The organism is Lelliottia wanjuensis (assembly GCF_030238365.1).
GTDB classification, from domain to species: Bacteria; Pseudomonadota; Gammaproteobacteria; order Enterobacterales; family Enterobacteriaceae; genus Enterobacter; species Enterobacter wanjuensis.
On sequence record NZ_JASSOT010000054.1, the window covers coordinates 64,834 to 78,358 of the forward strand.

General features: G+C 59.1%; 13 protein-coding genes. 7 read left to right on the plus strand and 6 right to left on the minus strand.

Annotated elements, in window-relative coordinates; genetic code table 11:
- Window positions 1-86: 86 nt before the first annotated feature.
- Window positions 87-749, minus strand: a complete 663-nt coding sequence (gene ytfE / locus QQF33_RS07855) for an iron-sulfur cluster repair protein YtfE (RefSeq protein WP_285150342.1) — start codon at window positions 747-749, stop codon at window positions 87-89.
- A 248-nt stretch (window positions 750-997) separates the two neighbouring features.
- Here ytfE and QQF33_RS07860 point away from each other — a divergent pair, with 248 nt between their 5' ends.
- On the plus strand, window positions 998-2,647 hold the full coding sequence (locus QQF33_RS07860) for a methyl-accepting chemotaxis protein (RefSeq protein WP_285150343.1): 1,650 nt from the start codon (window positions 998-1,000) through the stop codon (window positions 2,645-2,647).
- 89 nt (window positions 2,648-2,736) lie between these two features.
- Here the strand turns inward: QQF33_RS07860 and QQF33_RS07865 are convergent, their stop codons facing one another.
- The 3 genes from QQF33_RS07865 to QQF33_RS07875 form a co-directional block, all read right to left on the minus strand.
- Window positions 2,737-3,705: a DMT family transporter gene (locus QQF33_RS07865; protein ID WP_285145774.1), complete on the minus strand. Its 969-nt coding sequence runs from the start codon at window positions 3,703-3,705 to the stop codon at window positions 2,737-2,739.
- A gap of 75 nt (window positions 3,706-3,780) precedes the next feature.
- On the minus strand, window positions 3,781-4,605 hold the full coding sequence (locus QQF33_RS07870) for an AraC family transcriptional regulator (protein ID WP_285157642.1): 825 nt from the start codon (window positions 4,603-4,605) through the stop codon (window positions 3,781-3,783).
- Window positions 4,606-4,686: 81 nt separating this feature from the next.
- Window positions 4,687-5,535, minus strand: coding sequence for an SDR family oxidoreductase (locus tag QQF33_RS07875; protein WP_285157643.1), 849 nt, complete (start codon window positions 5,533-5,535; stop codon window positions 4,687-4,689).
- A gap of 169 nt (window positions 5,536-5,704) precedes the next feature.
- Between QQF33_RS07875 and QQF33_RS07880 the strand changes: the two genes are divergently transcribed.
- Genes QQF33_RS07880 through QQF33_RS07900 form a run of 5 tightly spaced genes read left to right on the plus strand, consistent with a single transcriptional unit; the run spans window position 5,705 to window position 9,639 of the window.
- Window positions 5,705-6,052 (plus strand): copper resistance protein, encoded by a 348-nt coding sequence (locus QQF33_RS07880; RefSeq protein WP_285150346.1) that lies wholly within the window; start codon window positions 5,705-5,707, stop codon window positions 6,050-6,052.
- A 48-nt stretch (window positions 6,053-6,100) separates the two neighbouring features.
- Window positions 6,101-8,113 (plus strand): protein-disulfide reductase DsbD family protein, encoded by a 2,013-nt coding sequence (locus QQF33_RS07885; protein WP_285157644.1) that lies wholly within the window; start codon window positions 6,101-6,103, stop codon window positions 8,111-8,113.
- A gap of 2 nt (window positions 8,114-8,115) precedes the next feature.
- Window positions 8,116-8,700, plus strand: coding sequence for a DsbA family protein (locus QQF33_RS07890; protein ID WP_285153826.1), 585 nt, complete (start codon window positions 8,116-8,118; stop codon window positions 8,698-8,700).
- On the plus strand, window positions 8,690-9,193 hold the full coding sequence (locus tag QQF33_RS07895; protein WP_285157645.1) for a protein disulfide oxidoreductase: 504 nt from the start codon (window positions 8,690-8,692) through the stop codon (window positions 9,191-9,193). Before QQF33_RS07890 ends, QQF33_RS07895 begins: the two co-directional genes overlap by 11 nt.
- 59 nt (window positions 9,194-9,252) lie before the next feature.
- Complete coding sequence (locus QQF33_RS07900; protein ID WP_282493338.1) at window positions 9,253-9,639, plus strand: winged helix-turn-helix transcriptional regulator; 387 nt, start codon at window positions 9,253-9,255, stop codon at window positions 9,637-9,639.
- A 166-nt stretch (window positions 9,640-9,805) separates the two neighbouring features.
- On the opposite strand, the gene QQF33_RS07905 is transcribed toward QQF33_RS07900, so the two are convergent.
- A complete protein-coding gene (locus tag QQF33_RS07905; RefSeq protein ID WP_285157646.1) occupies window positions 9,806-11,749 on the minus strand; it encodes a bifunctional 2',3'-cyclic-nucleotide 2'-phosphodiesterase/3'-nucleotidase in 1,944 nt (647 codons plus the stop codon).
- A gap of 190 nt (window positions 11,750-11,939) precedes the next feature.
- On the opposite strand from QQF33_RS07905, the gene cysQ reads away from it, so the two are divergent.
- Window positions 11,940-12,680 carry a 3'(2'),5'-bisphosphate nucleotidase CysQ gene (gene cysQ / locus QQF33_RS07910; protein ID WP_285157647.1) on the plus strand — a complete coding sequence of 247 codons (741 nt, stop codon included), beginning with the start codon at window positions 11,940-11,942 and terminating at the stop codon, window positions 12,678-12,680.
- Here the strand turns inward: cysQ and QQF33_RS07915 are convergent.
- Window positions 12,674-13,231, minus strand: coding sequence for a YtfJ family protein (locus tag QQF33_RS07915; RefSeq protein WP_282493341.1), 558 nt, complete (start codon window positions 13,229-13,231; stop codon window positions 12,674-12,676). The genes cysQ and QQF33_RS07915 overlap by 7 nt on opposite strands.
- Window positions 13,232-13,525: the final 294 nt, after the last annotated feature.

A 13,525-nucleotide genomic window follows, 5' to 3' on the forward strand; every position in this document is an offset into this window, starting at 1 on the left:
GATGGCGCTTCGCTTATCCGGCCTACGAAGACAAAAAATGCACGAAATGTAGGCCCGGTAAGGCGAAGCCGCCACCGGGCTTTTTTTTATTCCCCGGCTAATGCGCGCGGGAACAGGACGTTATTTTCCAGACTGATGTGTTCCATCAGATCGTCAATCAATACGTTGATGCCGTTGTACATCGCTTTCCATGTCGTGCAGGCATCCGCCGGTGGCGTCACGTTATTGGTGGTGTGCTTGATCACTTCCAGCAGTTCACCCGCGTCGTCATGCTCACTCTCCATCACGCTGATTGGCCCCATCGCCTGGCTGCCCATCCCCTGTTTGATCATCGGGAACAGGATCTGCTCCTCTTTCATCATATGGCTGGAGAGCTCTTCGTGCAGCATGGTCAGGTATTTCGCCAGCCCGCGCGGAACCGAGGCTTTATCGGCATGCACGCGCTCAACTTTGGTCGCCTGCAAAATCAATTCCGGCAGCTGTTCGCGGTGGCGGTCGTGGTATCGCACGATGATGTGGTCAATGATCTCCGCCAGCGCCGCGCTGCGCCAGTCTTTCTCGATGGGCTGCTCGGCGAGTCGCGCCAGCTCGGCTTCAATCACGTCAATATCCAGCGCTTTGCGCAGAGCCGCACGCGCCAGCGTTTGTTTCCCGCCGCAGCAGTAATCCATATCGTATTGGCGAAACAGCGCTGATGCGCGGGGAATGGAGAGCGCCAGCTCGCCTAAAGGTTGGTCGCGAAAGGCCATAGCAGTTACCTCATCATCAAGAATATAAGGTGCATATTAAATGCATCTTTAAGGCAGGGCTATAACTCTTTGGTGGCAGCGGCAATAATGAGATATGCGTCACAATTATTTTGAAGTATTAACTTGCTGAATGGATTTAAAAAATTCCGGGATCGGGCTTCTCGCGCCCGACATCACGTTAAACAACCCCGCGCCCCTGCCGATAGATACAGGTCAGACAAAATCCTGCATATAACTAAAGGCATCGCATGTTTAAACGTATAAAAGTCATCACCCTCTTGATCTCGGTGTTGCTCGGGCTGGGCGCCGTCCAGCTGATCTCCGCCGGGGTATTCATCAATGCCCTGAATAACGACAAAGACAATTTCACCGTTTCTCAGCTCTCCAGCCAGAACGTGGCGGAATTTACCGACGCCTGGATCAGCCTCAACCAGGCGCGTGTGACCCTTAACCGCGGGATGCTCCGCTTACAGAGCAGCGTCGCCAGCCAGATCAACGGCGGACAGCTGAACGAGCTGGTCGGCACCGCGAAAAACCTGCTGGCCGACGCGCAGAGCCATTACGACAAATACTACGCCCTGCCGGAAACGCCGGGGATGGACGAAAAGCTCTCCAGCCAGCTGGAAGAGCAATATCGCCTCTACTCCGCTACCCTGACGCAAATGAACACCTTGCTGGCGCAGGGCAATCTGGAAGATATGTTCAAGCAAAACGCTGAGCAGAAGCAGACCTCGATGCAAAAAGTGTATCGCGAGTGGCGTGAAGCGCAGGCGAAACTGACCAGCAAAGGCATTCAGGATAACGAAAGCGACTACACCCGCATCCTGTGGATCCTCTCCGCCATTATGCTGGTGGTCGTGGCGGTGATTGTCACCAGCTGGATTGCCATGCGCCGCGTGCTGTTGCTTCCGCTGCATGACGTCATCAGCCATATCCGCGCGATTGCCGCGGGCGATCTGACGCAGCCGATCGACGCCCAGGGCAAAAACGAAATGGCGGTACTGGCGCGTAACGTGCAGGAGATGCAAACCGCGCTGGCGAACACCGTTGGCGTGGTGCGCGAAGGGGCTGACACCATCTACACCGGCGCGGGCGAAATTTCTGCCGGCAGCAACGATCTCTCCTCCCGTACCGAGCAGCAGGCCGCATCGCTGGAAGAGACCGCCGCGAGCATGGAACAGCTGACCGCCACCGTGAAGCAAAACGCCGACAACGCCCGTCAGGCGTCTCGCCTGGCGCTGGACGCTTCGACCACCGCCAAAAAAGGCGGCAGCGTGGTGGAAGGCGTGGTGCGCACGATGGATGAGATCGCCACCAGCTCCAGCAAAATTGCCCAGATCACCAACGTCATCGACGGTATTGCCTTCCAGACCAACATTCTGGCGCTGAACGCGGCGGTAGAAGCCGCGCGCGCAGGCGAGCAGGGCCGTGGTTTTGCGGTGGTGGCAGGTGAAGTTCGTACTCTGGCGCAGCGCAGCGCCCAGGCGGCGAAAGAGATCAAAGGGCTGATTGATGATTCGGGCGATCGCGTCAACGCCGGTTCGGCGCTGGTGAATCAGGCCGGGGAGACCATGGCGGAGATTGTGAATGCCGTAACCCGCGTGACCGACATCATGGGCGAAATCGCCTCGGCGTCCGACGAGCAGAGCCGCGGTATTGACCAGGTGGGTCAGGCGGTGGCGGAGATGGATCGCGTGACCCAGCAGAACGCCTCGCTGGTGGAAGAATCAGCAGCCGCAGCGGCAGCGCTGGAAGATCAGGCCGCGCGTCTGAACGAAGCGGTGGCGGTGTTTAAAATCACCCGCGGTCAGGCGGTGAAAGCCGCGCCGGTGAAAACCCATTCGCCGAAAGCTAAGCCTGTGGCGACGGTGAACGAAGCTCACTGGGAAACCTTCTGACAGATGCCGGATGGCGCTTGCGCTTATCCGGCCTACAACACCAAAGCCAAATCGTAGGCCCGGTAAGCGCAGCGCCACCGGGCTTTTTTTTACATTTCGGCCACCGGAACCACCGTCGGTTTTTCCGGTTTCGCTCTGACCGCGATCACCACCCCCACCACCAGCAGCGCAATCCCGCACCCCGTTAACAGCGGCGGCACGCTCTGGCGCATCAGGAAGGTATAAAGCAGCCCGGCCAGGGTTTCGAAGACAATCAATGGCCCGAGGATCACCGTCGGCAGTTTCTGGCTGGCGATATTCCAGCACAAGGCTCCGACCCACGAGCACAGTACCGCAATCGCCACCATCAGGCCGACAAACAGCCACGGACGCGGCCCGAACGGCAGGGCAAATTCCGGCTGCTGCACACCCAGCCACCAGCAAGACGCCGCATAGCCCAGCAGCGAAACCGGCAGCGTCACCAGCGCCTGGGCGGTTGCCCACATCATCGGATGCTTATCCGGATTCTCCCGCAGCCAGCGGGCATTGCGCAGGGCATACCAGGCCCAGCAGACCACCGACACCGACGCCAGCAAAATCCCGGAACCGTACCGCCAGCCGTCAAACTCGCCCACGTCCGCGTGGCGCAGCTCGGCGATATTCACCAGCGCCAGCCCGATGGCGATACAGACCAGCGCAGGCACCATTTTTGCCCACGCCAGTTTGCCGTCGCGCTGGCTGTACAGCAGATTGGCGAACACCGGGATCACCACCGGCAGCGTGCCGATAATCATAGTCGAGACCGGTGCGCCGGTGCGCTGAATGGCGCTCGCCAGGCAGACGTAATAGATAATATTGCCCATCATGGTCAGGCCCAGGGCGGTGGCCCAGTCGCGGCGAGTCAGCTGGCGCAGACGCGCGCGGCCCAGCCATGCCAGCGGCAGGGCGATCAGCCCCAGCGCCAGATAGCGCCCCATCGACTGCAGCACCGCCGGGTATTCCGGCACAATCAACGGCCCGACAAAAATCAGCCCCCACATCAAACCCGCCAGCAGGGCGTACAACACGCCGCTAATCATTTTGCCATCCACGTCAGAGAAACCTGCGTGCAGTGTAGGAAGACGCACGTCGGGAATATTGTATGAGATTGCGCATTAGCGCCGGACGACCTGCTTCTGATAGCGAACCGGCGTGATGCCGTAGCGATGGGTAAAGGCGCGGGTGAGGTGCGACTGGTCGGTGAGCCCAGTGGCGGCAGCCACTTCGGCGGCTGGCATGCCGAGTGTGAGAAAAGCTTTGGCGCGCCACAGGCGGATCGCCATCAGCATCTGGTGCGGCGTGACGTGAAAGTGGGCTTTAAACTGGCGCTGGAAATGGTACGGGCTGAGGGAGACCACGCGGGCCAGCTCGTCCAGCGTGACCGGATGCATATAGTTATCGTGCAGATACTCGCGCGCGCGCTCGAAGCGATGCGCCCCTTCCTGAATCACCGGCGCATGGCGCGCCAGCGGCTGGAAGGTATCGATCAGATTCAGCAGCAAACCCTTCTGCGCCAGCGGATCGTCCGTGTGCCAGAGTCCATAAATCAGCTGACAGATCTGCTGCGAGCGCTGCGGGTCATGGCGCGTAACGTCGCTAAACCACCAGTGGCGGATGCCGGTCACTTCTTCGAGCAGATCGGGGTCGAGATAGACCATCCGGTAGCGCCAGCCGTCGTCGGTCGCCGCTTCGCCGGTGTGCAGCTCGTCAGGATTCATGGTGACAACGGAATGGATGGGGGCGACATACTGGGTGCCGCGATAGCGAAAGCGCTCGGCACCGGCTTCAATCGCGCCGATCCCGAAGGCTTCGTGGGTGTGAGGTTCAAAGGCGTAGCGTGAGATATGCGCGTGATACAGTTCGACGCCCGGCACCTGCGCCAGATGGCGAAAGCGCGCGCTGTCTCTCTCATCGATGAACTGTTCGGGTACGCCTTGCACAGTGAGTCTCCGGGTGGGTCATCTTTTCATTATCAGAGATGACCCACGGGGACGCCACAAAAATTAACCAATGCTTAACGGTTACAGAATGCCTTTGACGCTCTCTGCCAGCGTCGTGGTCGGGCGACCGATCAGTTTGCTAAGGGTATGGCTGTCGTCGAACAGACCGCCCTTAGAGGCGCCCGTATCGGAGTCTGCCAGCATGTCCGCCAGCCCGGCCGGTAAGCCCACGCCTTTCAGCGCGGCGGCGAAATCGGCTTCGCTCAGGTTCTGATAGGTCACCGGTTTGCCGCTCTGTTTGCTCAGTTCGGCGGCCAGGTCGCTCAGCGTCCAGGCCTTATCGCCCGCCAGTTCGTACACTTTGCCCTCATGGCCTTCTCCGGCGACAACGACAGCCGCTGCTGCCGCGTAATCTTCGCGCGTGGCCGAGGCGATTTTGCCGTCACCCGCCGCGCCGATAAACACGCCGTGCTCCAGAGCGGGTGGTGCGCTGGCGAGATAGTTCTCCGTATACCAGCCGTTACGCAGCAGGGCGTAAGGAATGCCGGACTCGGCCAGCGCTTTTTCGGTCTGGACGTGTTCAACGTGCAGACCGAGCGGGGATTGATCCGCATGCAGCAGGCTGGTGTAGGCGATGAATTTCACGCCCGCCGCTTTGGCGGCATTGATGACGTTCTGATGCTGAGTCGCGCGCTGGCCGACTTCGCTGGAGGAGATCAGCAGCAGTTTGTCCACGCCGCTCAGGGCTGCGGTGAACGCCGCCTGATCCGTGTAGTCCGCCTGACGCACAACGATACCTTGTTGGCTCAGGGCCTCGGCTTTCGCCGGGTTACGTACAATTGCCACGATCTGGCTGGCAGGTACGGTTTTCAGCAGGTTGTCGATAACGTGTTGGCCAAGCTGGCCGGTAGCGCCGGTAATTGCGATCATCGGGTATGTCCTCGGTGTTTGTCTGGTGTGGAGGAACATTATCACCACCACTAACTTTTAGTAAGTACGTACAAAAAGGTAAGTGTCAAATGTGTCATGAAGACGTTTCTTTACAGCACCGCGCCTTTTTTGCCGCTAAGATAAGCGCCTGAATTTGATTGAGGCGTCTATGATCCCGCGTCAGCGTAAAGCTTTTCTTCTTGTTGCTCTGGCATGTCTGGTGGTGCTCGTCTGCACGACCCAGCGCATGGCGGGGCTGCACGCGCTGGTGATGAACGCCTCTCCTGTGGCTCAGCAAAGTGTCGACGGCGATGCCCCGGTCACCCCCTGCGAGCTGAGCGCCAAATCCCTGCTGGCAACGCCGCCGATCATGTTTGAGGGCGCGCTGTTTGCCATCACCCTGGTGCTGGCGGTAATGGCTGCCGTACCGCATCGCCCGGTGCGCCGCTGGCCGCCTCGCGTCATCTCTCCGCCCCGATTGCGGGTGCATCTGCGACTCTGCGTCTTCCGTGAATGATTGATTGCCTGCGAATTCAGGTTAATCAATTATTTATGGAGAAAATAAATGCACGTATTTTTAAGGCAGCTTCTGATCTGCCTGCTTTGGCTATGGCTGCCCGTCAGTCAGGCCGCCGACAGCGGCTGGCTGCGCGCCGCGGATAACGATCACGCCAGCGTTCGCCTGCGGGCCGATGCTCAGCAAAAGGGCGAGACGCGCCTGCTGCTGGACGTCAGCCTGGAGAAAGGCTGGAAAACCTACTGGCGATCGCCGGGAGAAGGCGGCATTGCGCCCGCCATCAAATGGCAAACCCCGCTGGAGATGGACTGGCGCTGGCCGGTGCCGCAGCGTTTCGAGGTGGCCGGGATTTCGACGCAGGGTTATGACGGCAAGGTCTCTTTCCCCATCACTCTGCGCGGCACAATGCCCGAGAAACTGGCGGGCGTGCTGACGCTCTCCACCTGCAGCAACGTCTGCATCCTGACGGACTACCCCTTCGTGCTGGATCTCACTGTGCCCGCCGACCCGCAGTTCAGCTACGACTTCAGCCGCGCGCTGGGCACGCTGCCGCTCAAGGAAGGGCTGACTTCGCAACTGAGCGCCGGTTTCGGTGGCGAAAAGCTGACTGTCACCGCCACCCGCGAGGCGGGCTGGCAAAACCCCGAGCTGTTTATCGACACCCTCGCGGACACGGATTTTGGCAAACCGGTTTACCGGGTTGACGGCCAGACCCTGACCGCAACGCTGCCCGTCAGCGACGGCTGGGGCGATGCCGCACCGGATATCAGAGGCAAAACCCTGTCGCTGGTGTTAGCCGACAGCGGCCAGGCGCAGGAGAGCCGGGTAACGGTGGGGGAGGCCCAATCCAGCGCCACCCCGTTATCCCTTGGCTGGATCCTGCTGATGGCGCTGGCCGGAGGGCTGATCCTCAACGTCATGCCGTGCGTACTCCCGGTGCTGGCGATGAAGCTGGGCAGTATCGTGCAGGCCTCAACGACCCATCGCCGCGTCGTGCGCCAGCAGTTTCTGGCTTCGGCCGCCGGGATTGTGACCTCATTCCTTGCCCTCGCGCTGATGATGACCGCCCTGCGCCTCAGCAATCAGGCGCTGGGCTGGGGCATCCAGTTCCAGAACCCGTGGTTTATCGCGGCAATGGTGCTGGTGATGGTGGGCTTCAGCGCCAGTCTGTTGGGGCTGTTTGAAATCCGTCTCTCGTCCGGACTGTCGACGTTTCTCGCCACGCGCGGCGGGAATGGTCTGGTGGGCCATTTCTGTCAGGGGGCTTTTGCCACGTTGCTGGCGACACCCTGTACCGCGCCGTTCCTCGGCACGGCGGTGTCGGTGGCGCTGGTCGCTCCCTTGTCGCTGCTGTGGGGGATCTTCCTGGTGATGGGGATCGGCATGAGCCTGCCGTGGCTGCTGATCGCCGCCTGCCCAGGGCTGGCGCTGCGCCTGCCGAGACCGGGACGCTGGATGAACGTCGTGCGGATAATCCTCGGGCTGATGATGCTCGCGTCAGGGCTGTGGCTTGCCAGCCTGCTCTCGGTTCACATCGGGCAACTGCCGACGCAGGCGTTTAGCGCTCTCCTTGTGATCGCGCTGCTGCTCGCCACGCTGTGGCGCTGGGGTTGGCGGGTGGCCTTGTGGAGTACGTTGGCCGCGATCCTGGCGCTCGCCATGACTCTTGTGCTGCTGCGCACCGGCCACACGGGGCTTACGAAAGATCGCATTGCCTGGCAGCCGCTCAGCGAAAAAGCCATCACCGCTGCGCTGGCGGACAACAAAAGGGTGTTTGTGGATGTCACCGCCGACTGGTGCGTGACCTGTAAAGCCAACAAATACAACGTCTTGCTGCGCGACGAGGTGCAAGACGCCCTCAGCGAGCCAGACGTGGTGGCCCTGCGCGGTGACTGGAGCCGTCCGTCAGAGACCATCGGCCAGTTCCTCCGCGCGCGCCAGAGTGCCGCCGTCCCCTTCAACCAAATTTACGGCCCCGGACTCGAGCAAGGCCGCGTCTTGCCGCCGCTGCTGGACCGCGATGATGTGCTCCAGACCCTGACCGATGCCAAAGGAAAATAATGATGCGTATTTTAGCCACACTTCTGCTGTTCTGTTTTTCGACTCTGAGTTTTGCCGCCGAACCCGATCTGGAGAATTTGCTCTGGAACGACCCCGATACCCCCGCGATGGGGGCGGAAAAACCGCGCCTGACGCTGGTCTCATTTACCGATTACAACTGCCCGTACTGCAAGCAGTTCGACCCGGAGCTGGAGAAAATCGTGCAGAAATTTCCGGATGTCAAACTGGTGGTGAAACTCCTGCCGTTTCGCAGCGAAAGCTCTGCGAATTCCGCGCGGATCGCCCTGACGGCGTGGCGACAGCAGCCCCAGCAGTACTGGGATCTGCACCACCGGCTGATGTCGAAGAAGGGCTATCACGATGACGCCTCTATCCTGGCCGCGCAGCGGAAGACGGGGACTGCGGCCATCAAAGCGGATGAGAAGAGCGGTGAAACCCTCCAGATGAATTTGATTCTTGCTCAGGTGCTGGGCGTGCAGGGCACGCCGGCGACTCTCGTCGGCAAAACCATGGTGCCGGGCGCAATTCCTTACGACGATCTGGAGGCGCTGGTGAAAGAAGAGCTGGCGAAGCAAGATGCGCAGTAAACTCGCGCGCTGGCTGCGCGAAGGCATCGTCTGGCTGCTGATTGCGGCAGCCGCGGTTGTGATTGTGGATCAGTTCCGCAGGCCTGAGCTCCCCGCGACATTCATCAGCACGCCGCTCCAGACGCTGGACGGCGAATCGGTGGATCTGGCGAAGCTGAGCCAGGATCGACCGTTGCTGGTTTACGTCTGGGCGACCTGGTGCGGCGTGTGCCGCTACACCACGCCGTCGGTGGCGAACATGGCGGAGGAGGGCGGAAACGTCCTCACCGTGGCTCTGCGCTCCGGTGAGGATGCGACGCTGAGCCAGTGGCTGGCGAAAAAGCGATACGCGATGCCGACGGTTAACGATCCAAAGGGTGAGCTTGCGAAAAGCTGGCAGGTGCAGGTCACGCCGACGGTGCTGATTATCTCGCACGGGGAGGTGAAATCTGTGACTACCGGTTACACCAGCGGCTGGGGCATGAAGCTGCGGCTCTGGTGGGCGGGGTTATGATATGGCACACTATCGCCACTTATCGCTAACTTTTAGTAAGTACCCTCAGAAAGGTGAGTATGAAAACGTCAATCCCGACTCTCAGCGAGCAAATGCGCGACGGCAATCTGTTTGCCGAACAGTGTCCGTCCAGGGATGTGCTCAAGCACGTCACCAGCCGTTGGGGCGTGCTGATCCTGGTGGCGCTGCGCCAGGGGACGCATCGTTTTAGCGACCTGCGCCGCAAAATGGGCGGCGTCAGCGAGAAGATGCTGGCCCAGTCGCTGCAGGCGCTGGAGCAAGACGGATTTGTCGATCGCGTGTCGTATCCGGTGGTGCCCCCGCACGTGGAGTACAGCCTGACGCCGCTGGGCGTTGAGGTGAGCGAGAAGGTGGCCGATCTGGCGGACTGGATCGAGGTGAATACGCCGCAGGTGTTGGCCCATCGGGACGACCGTGCGGCGTGATGGATTGCCGGGTGGCGGCTACGCCTTACCCGGCCTACGGGTTCGGCATGATTTGTGGGTTTTGAACCACGGATTCGGTGCGATTTGCGGGTTTTGAACCACGGGCTCGGGGCGTCATGGGTTTTGTAGGCCGGGTAAGGCGTAGCCGCCACCCGGCACAACCACGCTACTTGCTCAAATCCACCTGATAAATCGCGAACCCGATATCATCGGTTCCGGCTTTGGTCATGGGATACTGCGCCTTATCTTTGATAAACGCCGCGGCCTTGTCGGACGGTGACGTCTCAAAGCGGATATCCAGTCTGGTGTCGCTCTGAATCGGGGCCAGACGCCAGTTATTGTCGGCCGCCGGATGGATCGCGCCATCTTTCTTCGACTGCTCGCCAATCCACGCCGCCAGCACCGAGCGGTTCTCGTCCGGCGACGCAAAGGCGATATGGCTATCGCCGGTTCCGGCGAATTTCCCGCCGTAGGCGCGATAGTTATTGGTTGCCACCAGGAACACCGCGTTCGGGTCGATCGGCTTGCCGTTGAAGGTAAGATTCTTAATGCGTTCCGCCTGCGGATTCACCGTCTGGCACTCGCCGTCGTACTTCGCGGGCTGCGAAACATCAATCTGATAATCCACGCCATCGATCACGTCGAAGTTATAGGTGCGGAATCCGTCCCAGTTGATCAGCGACTGCGGCTTGCTGCTGTGAACGTCGATCTGGTTAAACTGACCGGCGGAGCACTCCAGCCACTCCTTCACCTCTTTGCCCGTCGCTTTCACCACCACCAGCGTGTTCGGGTACAGATAGAGATCCGCCGCGTTGCGGAAGGTGAGCTGGCCTTTTTCCACTTCCACGTAGCTGGCGGGGTCGTTCTTGCGTCCGCCGACTTTGAACGGCGCTGCAGCCGAGAGCACCGGCAGTTTTGCGAGGTCCGGATCGCCCTGAATAAAGCGCTCAACGTAGGCTTTCTGCGCCATATTCACGACCTGAACAGTGGGATCGTCCTGCACCAGCGCCAGATAGCTGTACATATTGTCGGAGGATTTACCGACCGGTTTGCTGACGAATTCGCGGGTGGCGTCGTGATCGTGTTTCAGCACGTTCAGAATGTTTCTATCTTCCGCCGCCAGCGATTTTTTGGCCGCCGCGTCGTAAATCGGGCGCGCTTCGGCTTTCGACTGCGTCACCTGCCATTTCCCGCCGTCGTTGTTCAGCACCAAATCCACCACGCCCAGATGATCGCCCCACATGCCCGGCATCACGGATGGCACGCCGTTCAGCGTCCCTTTCTCGATATCCGCTCCCTTAATGCTGGCGAAATCTTTGCCCGGGAAGACCGCGTGCGCATGACCAAACAGGATGGCGTCAACGCCCGGCACTTCGCTGAGGTAATAGACGGAGTTCTCGGCCATCGCCTGATACGGATCGGCGGAAAGGCCCGAGTGCGCCACAACCACCACCAGATCGGCCCCTTTCTCACGCATCTCCGGCACATACTTGCGCGCGGTTTCGGTGATGTCGTTGACGGTCACTTTGCCCGAGAGATTGGCTTTATCCCAGGTCATGATCTGCGGCGGGACAAACCCGATATAGCCGATTTTTAGCGTCTGTTTTTTGCCATCCTGATCGACGACCTCAGTCTCTTTGATCAGATACGGCGTAAACAGCGGCTTATTGGTCTTAACGTCGATGATATTGGCGTTAACGTACGGGAATTTTGCGCCAGAGAGCGCCATATGGAGATAATCCAGACCGTAGTTAAACTCGTGGTTACCGAGGTTGCCGACGGCGTAATCCAGGGTATTCAATGCCTTATAGACCGGGTGAATATCACCTTTTTTCAACCCCTTCGCGGCCATGTAGTCCCCGAGCGGACTACCCTGAATTAAGTCGCCGTTATCGACCAGCACGCTGTTTTTCACTTCGCCGCGCGCGGCGTTGATCAAACTTGCGGTGCGTACCAGTCCGAATTTTTCTGTCGGGGTATCTTTGTAGTAATCGAAGTCCATCATGTTGCTGTGCAGGTCGGTCGTTTCCAGAATGCGGAGATCAACCGTCGCTGCCTGCACGCTCGAGGCAATCAGCGTCGCCAGGAGCGTTGCGCTAAACTTAATCATCAGAGGAGTCCTTTTTTCGATCCAAGCCACAAAAGAATATGTATGTACATTTTGTTGCTTACAGAAGTGTGAATCCTGCCAGAAAAAAGCGCCGTGAAACCAGAATTGCTTCACAGATAGCGGAATTGTTTACAATACGATATAACTAAAACAAAGAGTTATGACCACTGCGATAACAAAGAGGTGGAGAATGTTAGAGAAAATTTGTCAGCTCGCACGGGATGCGGGTGAGGCCATTATGCAGGTCTACGATGGCGCGAAGCCGATGGATGTCGTCAGCAAGGCCGACGACTCCCCGGTGACGGCGGCGGATCTCGCGGCCCACGAGGTGATCCTCAAAGGGCTACAGGCCCTGACGCCGGATATCCCCGTACTGTCTGAAGAAGATCCCCAGAGCTGGGATGTGCGCCAGCACTGGCAGCGCTACTGGCTGGTGGATCCGCTGGATGGCACCAAAGAGTTCATCAAGCGTAACGGCGAGTTTACCGTCAATATCGCGTTGATTGAAAAAGGCAAAGCGGTGCTGGGCGTGGTCTACGCCCCGGTGCTGAAGGTAATGTACAGCGCCGCAGAAGGTAAGGCGTGGAAAGAGGAGTGCGGGACGCGCAAGCAGATCCAGGTGCGTGACGCGCGACCTCCTCTGGTGGTGATTAGCCGCTCCCACAGCGACGGCGAAATGCAGGAGTACCTGCATCAAATCGGCGAGCACCAGACCACGTCGATAGGATCATCGTTGAAATTCTGTCTGGTGGCGGAAGGGCACGCTCAGCTCTATCCGCGCTTTGGGCCTACCAACGTCTGGGATACGGCGGCAGGCCACGCGGTGGCATCCGCCGCGGGCGCACACGTTCACGACTGGCAGGGTAAGCCGCTGGACTATACCCCACGCGAGTCGTTCTTAAATCCGGGCTTTCGGGTCTCGATTTACTGACCGAGCAATTTATGCAGCAGGGCGACAACCTGCTGCACCTCTTCCTGCGTCAGCGCGCCGTCTTTCGCCCACTCAACGCGGCCCGCTTTGTCCAGCACGATAATCGCTGAACTCTCCTCTTCCAGGCCCCAGGCTTTGCGCGTCACGCCGTTGCTGTCGACAATAAACTGCGACCACGGATAGAGCTTTTTATTGCTCTCCAGGCTGCTGCGCACAAACATGCCCGAGCCTGGGATCGCATCGTCGGTGTTCACAATGGTGGTGGTCTGATAGCGGTCATGGGGGAATTTTGCGGACTTGATCGCTTCAACCAGAGTGGCATTTTTCTCTTTTGCCGAGGTGCGACCGGCAATATGTTGCACCACTCGCACTTTCCCCGCGAGCTGCGCGCTATTCCAGGGTTTATAGCTAAACTTATCATTGTCGAGAATCAATTCTCCCCGATCGGCGATACCGATCGGTGGCACACGCTGTCCATTTTCAATGTTATGCGCGAAGGCCATCATCGGCAGTAACAGGCAGGCTGCGGCCAGGATGTTACGAAGGGTCATGGTGTTTCCTTATAGTTGCAGGTGATCCGACCACTTGGTCTTACGGTTTAATCATAAGTGCGATCAATCGGCTTTTCCCGCAATCCGAATGCCAGTTTGCGGGTGAACGCACATAACCGTAAAAAAAAGAAGGCTTATACTGTTTTGTGAAACGCTATGCAAAGAATGTTCTGAATAATTGTAATCAAACGGTAAATAAACTTATGCATACTGGGTATCAACGTTTTTCTGGTCTATAGTCATTGAGCAATAAATTTGCGCTCAGGACAGTCGGCCCGATTGTGGCGCCGCAAG

Bases quoted from the DNA above. Each gene is read 5' to 3' on its own strand.
- QQF33_RS07885 (WP_285157644.1), top strand. From the start codon at position 6,101: ATGCACGTATTTTTAAGGCAGCTTCTGATCTGCCTGCTTTGGCTATGG.
- QQF33_RS07875 (WP_285157643.1), bottom strand. From the start codon at position 5,535: ATGATCGCAATTACCGGCGCTACCGGCCAGCTTGGCCAACACGTTATC.
- cysQ (WP_285157647.1), top strand. From the start codon at position 11,940: ATGTTAGAGAAAATTTGTCAGCTCGCACGGGATGCGGGTGAGGCCATT.
- QQF33_RS07905 (WP_285157646.1), bottom strand. From the start codon at position 11,749: ATGATTAAGTTTAGCGCAACGCTCCTGGCGACGCTGATTGCCTCGAGC.
- QQF33_RS07880 (WP_285150346.1), top strand. From the start codon at position 5,705: ATGATCCCGCGTCAGCGTAAAGCTTTTCTTCTTGTTGCTCTGGCATGT.
- QQF33_RS07895 (WP_285157645.1), top strand. From the start codon at position 8,690: ATGCGCAGTAAACTCGCGCGCTGGCTGCGCGAAGGCATCGTCTGGCTG.
- QQF33_RS07860 (WP_285150343.1), top strand. From the start codon at position 998: ATGTTTAAACGTATAAAAGTCATCACCCTCTTGATCTCGGTGTTGCTC.
- QQF33_RS07900 (WP_282493338.1), top strand. From the start codon at position 9,253: ATGAAAACGTCAATCCCGACTCTCAGCGAGCAAATGCGCGACGGCAAT.
- ytfE (WP_285150342.1), bottom strand. From the start codon at position 749: ATGGCCTTTCGCGACCAACCTTTAGGCGAGCTGGCGCTCTCCATTCCC.
- QQF33_RS07865 (WP_285145774.1), bottom strand. From the start codon at position 3,705: ATGATTAGCGGCGTGTTGTACGCCCTGCTGGCGGGTTTGATGTGGGGG.
- QQF33_RS07890 (WP_285153826.1), top strand. From the start codon at position 8,116: ATGCGTATTTTAGCCACACTTCTGCTGTTCTGTTTTTCGACTCTGAGT.
- QQF33_RS07915 (WP_282493341.1), bottom strand. From the start codon at position 13,231: ATGACCCTTCGTAACATCCTGGCCGCAGCCTGCCTGTTACTGCCGATG.